This is a genomic window from Paraburkholderia atlantica (assembly GCF_009362785.1).
Taxonomy (GTDB): Bacteria; Pseudomonadota; Gammaproteobacteria; order Burkholderiales; family Burkholderiaceae; genus Paraburkholderia; species Paraburkholderia atlantica.
The window spans coordinates 1-3,092 of the sequence record NZ_WHNQ01000143.1 but is presented as its reverse complement, the minus strand read 5'-3'; the positions used below and the strand labels follow the sequence as shown (position 1 = coordinate 3,092).

The following is a 3,092-nucleotide window of genomic DNA, read 5'->3' as shown; positions in this document are numbered from 1 at the left end:
CAACGGCCACCTACCTCCTGCGCTCGGGTGTCGACATCAACACCATCCGCGCGTGGCTCGGCCATGTGTCGCTCAACACCACCAACATTTACGCACAGATCAACCTGGAGATGAAGTCGCGTGCCTTGGCGCAACTGCAGCCATCCGGCGAGGCGCCGCGGCGCCGAATGGAATCCGACCTGCTGCGATTCCTGCGCTCACTGTAACTGGATTTCTGTGGCCTTCAGACTGCGAGGATCTCCGCCGGAAGCAGCTCATCGGCGCCAAGGCCACAGAAATCGCTTCGCCACACAAGATGCCGACGCGGGCAACCTTCCACTGCGCGTACTGGTAAGGCCGTTCTGGCAGCGGGCGAAGTGCCGGGCGATCAAGTTCCTCGAAGGCGCTGCGGCGGCAGCCGGGCAGCTTCTTGAACGGCCTGTTGTTCAGTTCGACGAGCAGCGCGGCGATTGCCCGATTGGCTTCGTCGAGGCTGAACAGCCGCTGGTTGCGCAGCCGGGCCAGAATCCAGCGCTGTGCCAGGAGTACCGACTGCTCGACCTTCGCCTTGTCGCGGGGCCGACGTTTGCGTGCCGGGATGATCGCCATCGAGTAATGGGCAGCCATCTCGCCGTAGGTCCGGTTCAGAACCGGATCGTAGAAGTCGGCCTTGTGTACGCCGGACTTCAGGTTGTCGGGCACCAGGATCTCGACACAACCGCCGATGAAGTTCAACGCGCGCACATGCGAGCCGATCCAGTCCTCAAGCTGCTGGGTCCAGGTGACCTCGGCATAGCTGTAGTTCGATGCGCCGAGCGTCGCGACGAACAGCTCCGCCTCGCGGATCTCGCCCGTGTGCGGATCAACGATACCGAGCCTGTTACCCGAGTAGTCGATGAACAGCTTCTCGCCGGGCGTGTGCGTCTGGCGCAGCGTAACCGGCAAAGCCGCTGCCCAGCGCTCGTAGTGCTTGCAGAACCAGCTGTAGCCGTAACCCTCGGGCTCCTGGGCCTTGTACTCGTTCCAGAGCAGGTCGAGCGTTACGCCTCGCCTGCCAAGCTCGCGATGCACGAGCGGCCAGTTGGGCAGCGGGCGTGTCCGGCTCAACGACGGCGGCGGCGGAAACAGCAGCGCCTCAAGCGCCGCGTCATCCAGCGACATCGCCTTCCCGAAGTCCAGTTGCGCACGCCGCGCCCGGTCCAGGTAGTCCCAGACCGTCGCGCTCGACGCGCCGAGCGTCGTCGCGATCTCGCGCTGGCTGCGTTCACACACGAAGCGCAGGCGCAGCACTTCCCTGATTTGACGCATGGATAACCTTTTATTCGACATTCGGCCGCCCGACAAAATCGTCGAGCGTGCCATGGTTATCCGCATCGCCGTCTCCCCAGCTTACTGCTCGGTTACGCGTGGAATTCGCGCTCGGGCAGCCGTGGAATCCGTGCTCGGTTTGCCGTGGAACCAGCGTTCGGTTTGGCGTGGAATACGCAGAAACGTGTCCGGCAGTCAATCAAGCAGCGGCACCTCGGCGCCTTGGATGTCGACCTTCACCAAGTCGATTTGCGGGATTCCCTACTGCTGCGTGAACACGTCGAGCCGCACAGCGGCCACCTGGATCTCGTGATTGCTCTCGCTGGTACGAACGAACGACGATGCCTCCCGATTCGCCGCCACGAAGAAGCTCATCGTCCCTGCACGATCGGCAATCGCGAGATTGGAGGGCTTCACGCGCGCCATGCCGTCGAGCCGAGCAAAACGGTCGGGATTCCGCTCGACCTCGTAACAGATGCATTCGCATTTCTGCGACATCAGCCGGCAAAACGTACCGCTGTTCGCGCCTAGATCGATAACAGTGCTATCTCGCTGCAAAAACCGCTTGAAAAAGGTATGCCCGCTGATACGATCCATCGTGTTCTTATATGGACGCCTCCCGGTTTGCCAGGTGATGTTTGCGTGGTCAGCGTAACTGATCGGGCTACAGACTTATACATGGCCTCGTACCGTTTGCCAAATGATCTGATCTACAGCGAGCAGGTGCTCGATTGCATATATAGATTCGGCCTGTTGATGGCACCGCTGTGCCTGGCCCCAATGGATTTCGCCCGACGACTCCTTCATATATCCACGGCTTCGAGAGCCCTAAGTCTGCGCAGGTTTTGTCGTCGACGGTCCAACCTGTTTTGCCATTGAATCAGATCACTTGTGCAACCAAAGAAGAGGTGAAGCTGCGCCCATGATGCGGCCGGGCGTCCGTTCATACCAGCGGCGCATACTCTTGACCGCGTGCGAGCAACACCCATATCGTTCTGGCTATCTTATTCGCAAGTGCTACGACGGCCACGGTTGTTCCGCGTCGCGCCTGAACCTCGAGTATCCATCGGGATAGGTTGTCCGTATGCCTTACGGCTTGCTGGACGACCGATCGGGCGCCGTGCACCAGCAGCATTCGCAGATACCCGTTACCGCGCTTCGTAATACCGAACAGAGACGATCTTTGCCGCCTGAGGAGTGCTGACGTGGCGTCAAGCCAAGCCACGCCGCAAATTGCCGACCGTTTGAGAACTCCGAGGCGCTTGCGGCCGCCGCGATGACGCCGGTTGCGATCATCGGTCCGACCCCACGGATCTTCTCTAGGCGCTGGCTTGTGGGCGATGCCTTGTGCACTTGCTTGATAAGACCGTCATATCGGGCGATCTGCTTGTCGAGCAGTGCAAGTCGGTCGTACATGTCGCGCATCATTGCTCGGATAAGTCCTGTCAGCTCATTGCGCTCGTCATCGATTATCGCGGGGAGTGCGTCCTTACATTCAGAGGTGTTTGGGCAATAACCACACCGTATTCAGCCAGCAGGCCTCGAATCTGATTGATCTGTGCGATGCGGTCCCGCATCAGCAGGCTGCGGATGCGATGCATGGACTGGATGTCCTGCTGTTCAACGCTGTTGACGGCGACGTAGCGCATCGTCGGACGGGACGCCGCTTCGACGATCGCCTCCGCATCGTTGCGATCATTCTTCTGGGATTTGACGAACGGTTTGACGAATCGCGGCGCAATGATCTGCACATGATGGCCCATCGCCGAGAACCGACGAGCCCAGTAATGCGCTCCGCCACAGGC

4 protein-coding genes and 1 pseudogene are annotated in these 3,092 nt (G+C 60.3%); 1 reads left to right on the top strand and 4 read right to left on the bottom strand.

Translation table 11 applies throughout. From position 1 onward, the window contains the following. The first annotated feature begins 17 nt into the window (after positions 1-17). Positions 18-206 (top strand): hypothetical protein, encoded by a 189-nt coding sequence (locus GCT19_RS45050; RefSeq protein ID WP_227749500.1) that lies wholly within the window; start codon positions 18-20, stop codon positions 204-206. 88 nt (positions 207-294) lie between these two features. Here GCT19_RS45050 and istA read toward each other — a convergent pair. The 4 genes and pseudogenes from istA to GCT19_RS44250 form a co-directional block, all read right to left on the bottom strand. Beyond that, positions 295-1,308 (bottom strand): annotated as a pseudogene (gene istA, locus GCT19_RS41470) (IS21 family transposase); the annotation flags it as partial. 240 nt (positions 1,309-1,548) lie between these two features. Continuing rightward, entirely contained in the window at positions 1,549-1,884 is a 336-nt protein-coding gene (locus GCT19_RS41465; RefSeq protein ID WP_026228899.1) for an FkbM family methyltransferase, read from the bottom strand. A gap of 492 nt (positions 1,885-2,376) precedes the next feature. Then, positions 2,377-2,715: a transposase gene (locus GCT19_RS44255; RefSeq protein ID WP_227749499.1), complete on the bottom strand. Its 339-nt coding sequence runs from the start codon at positions 2,713-2,715 to the stop codon at positions 2,377-2,379. A 41-nt stretch (positions 2,716-2,756) separates the two neighbouring features. Continuing rightward, a partial coding sequence (locus GCT19_RS44250; protein WP_227749498.1) for an IS110 family transposase occupies positions 2,757-3,092 on the bottom strand: 336 nt, incomplete at its 5' end.

Coding starts and splice junctions, on each gene's coding strand:
- GCT19_RS41465 (WP_026228899.1), bottom strand. CDS start 1,884: ATGGATCGTATCAGCGGGCATACCTTTTTCAAGCGGTTTTTGCAGCGA.
- GCT19_RS44255 (WP_227749499.1), bottom strand. CDS start 2,715: ATGATGCGCGACATGTACGACCGACTTGCACTGCTCGACAAGCAGATC.